Genomic DNA, 2,522 nt, shown 5'->3' on the forward strand with positions numbered 1-2,522 from the left:
GCTTATATCATAATGTCGCTTTATCTGATAGAAGGACACCGCAAAAATATTTCAAACCTCGTTTCTCATCTGGAAAAGATCAATCTGAACTGGTTAAGAAATCTGATGATCGGCATGTCCCTGATCTGGTTATCTATTCTCTTGGGCAATGACATCTCTACCTTTACGTTAGTAGACCTGTTTATTTTGTCTATTGGCTATTTTGGCATCAAACAAGTTGGGATTTTCAACAATAACGTCATTACTTTACCTGCTAACCATTTGGAGATGGGATTATTAGGTGTCATTGAAGATGAATCTTCAATAACTACAAAGGTAAAATATCAAAAATCGACAATGGGGTACACGCTCTTGTCAGAAATACATTTGCAAGTTACGCAGTTAATGCAGCAGGAAAAGTTGTTTAAAGATCCTGAACTGAGCTTGAATGAACTTGCGGAACGACTGAACATCCATCCAAATGCTTTATCTCAGGTAATCAATACACTGGAAGATAAAAACTTCTATGATTATGTCAATGGACTTAGAATTGAAGAATTTAAACTCATTTCGATGCGGCCCGGAAATCATAAATTCACCTTATTAGCTTTAGCATATGAGGTTGGCTTTAATTCTAAAACTTCCTTTAATAGAAACTTCAAAAAGAAGATAGGAGTGTCGCCAACAACCTATTTAAAACAGCAGAAATTAAGTCTGCAAGCTACAATCTAAACAATAATAGGTGCCACCTTACAAAGTGGAACCATTTTTTGCCCGCTAGTGTACATTTTTGTTGCATAATGTTTGGGAAGATGCTGTACCTGCAGCACCCACTAGTTTAAACATAGTACGCTGATATGAAAAAGAAAATCCTGTGGATTTTATTTGGCTTTTTTTCAATTATTATTGGACTTTATCCACTTAAATATTTTTTAATAAATGGAAAGGTTGGAATAATGAATGACAAACCAGAGTGGCTTTTAAACAACCTCGTCTGGTATATTGCTTTTTATATACATATTATTTTTGGAGGGGTTGCATTACTTGTGGGATGGCTCCAGTTTAGCTCAAAACTTAGGTCCAGAAATATCAAAGTACACAGGCTTACTGGAAAAATATATGTTGTTTCGGCTTTATTCAGTTCCCTTTCCGGTTTCTACATAGCGCTTTTTTCGGATGGAGGTTTCTGGGCATCACTTGGATTTAGCTGTTTAGGCATAATCTGGTTTTGTACCACCTTAATAGCATACTTAACCGTCAGGAAACAACAAATCGGAAAACATCAATTACTGATGATCTACAGTTATGCGGCTTGTTTTGCTGCTGTTACACTAAGAATCTGGCTGCCTATTTTGATTTTAGTTATCGGTATCTACGACACGTCCTATATAATTGTAGCCTGGTTGTCGTGGATACCAAATCTGCTCGTTGCCTATTTGATCACAACGAAATTAACTCAAAAAACGATACCTAAGAAAAGTGCGAAATTTCTGGGGAACGGTTTAAGTACAAAATTTTATCCGAATTTTAGTAAAACATTAAAAAAATGAGATCACAGATACATGTAGTAATTTTGCTTTTATTGAGTGCAGTCCGTGCATGGGCTTTAGTGTATTTTCGGCGATAATGATTCTTGGTCACCTTTGGTGAAATAGACAATTTACACCCCTGAGCTGATGTGACCTCAAATCTTATCCCTATACTTTTTTAAAAATTCATTACAATGCATGAGAATTTCATCGGGAGTTCTGTCTAAATTATGGACAGAAAAAATGACGTCTTCATTCCTGGTTTCACTTTCAGCACAGAGCTGATACTGGGCTACCGAATAGGTTGTTGAAGCTGTACCTTCACCTTCGTTTGGATAAGAAGTAAGATACTTATAATGAACTAATAATCTAAATCCAGTGATATTCTGCCATTGAATTAGCTTTTTGCGTTGGAACTGAAATATTTGCAGAAAAGCAAAGCTGTCGTATAAACCTTTGCTGGAGGACAACATCAGCCCCTGCTCTGATATCATAATTGCTGCTTTTAACCGAATCAGTTTGTTTGCAATAAAGTCAACGATCGCAGGAAGTAAAAAGACCATTGCAATAATTCCAAATACAATACGATCATTGTTTCCATGGGCTTCGAACATTGCATAGGAAAACAAGACAACTGGTATCAACGTCACAAATAACCACACAAGACTTCTGTAGGGCTGAGTTGATCTTTTTATAGTTATGGATTCCATATTGATATTTAAAGACGCGTTAATCCTGTGGGCAGAATTGGTGATTTGTTTACTGCAAAACACATTTCTTGTAAAAGGTCATATGATAAAATTACGCATTTTCACTAAATAGTATGTTCTAAAAAGGAAAATGCCTGCTATTCGTGCGATTTGCAGGCTTTTTGTCGGTTCTGATACCTTTTTGGTGCAGAGTGGGGAATTTGTACCTAAGCTTAAAAACCGTCTTGTTTAGTGTCTGAGTGGACCTGGGAAATTCAACTCACCAAATTACTCACCGCCATCTCTGTTTTTATAACTGCAAATG

Annotated in this window: 3 protein-coding genes; 2 read left to right on the forward strand and 1 reads right to left on the reverse strand. The window is 36.4% G+C overall.

What is annotated here, in order from left to right:
• Both AC1DG9_RS25995 and AC1DG9_RS26000 read left to right on the forward strand, forming a co-directional pair.
• Window positions 1-711: helix-turn-helix domain-containing protein (locus AC1DG9_RS25995; RefSeq protein WP_477635562.1), on the forward strand; the 711-nt coding region annotated here is incomplete at its 5' end.
• A gap of 125 nt (window positions 712-836) precedes the next feature.
• Window positions 837-1,529 carry a DUF2306 domain-containing protein gene (locus tag AC1DG9_RS26000; protein WP_337714954.1) on the forward strand — a complete coding sequence of 231 codons (693 nt, stop codon included), beginning with the start codon at window positions 837-839 and terminating at the stop codon, window positions 1,527-1,529.
• Between the two features lie 134 nt (window positions 1,530-1,663).
• Here AC1DG9_RS26000 and AC1DG9_RS26005 read toward each other — a convergent pair whose 3' ends face one another.
• Window positions 1,664-2,218, reverse strand: coding sequence for a hypothetical protein (locus tag AC1DG9_RS26005; protein WP_172663422.1), 555 nt, complete (start codon window positions 2,216-2,218; stop codon window positions 1,664-1,666).
• Between the last annotated feature and the right edge of the window lie 304 nt (window positions 2,219-2,522).

It is taken from the genome of Pedobacter sp. 05L430, assembly GCF_056397585.1.

Bases quoted from the DNA above. Each gene is read 5' to 3' on its own strand.
- AC1DG9_RS26000 (WP_337714954.1), top strand. From the start codon at position 837: ATGAAAAAGAAAATCCTGTGGATTTTATTTGGCTTTTTTTCAATTATT.
- AC1DG9_RS26005 (WP_172663422.1), bottom strand. From the start codon at position 2,218: ATGGAATCCATAACTATAAAAAGATCAACTCAGCCCTACAGAAGTCTT.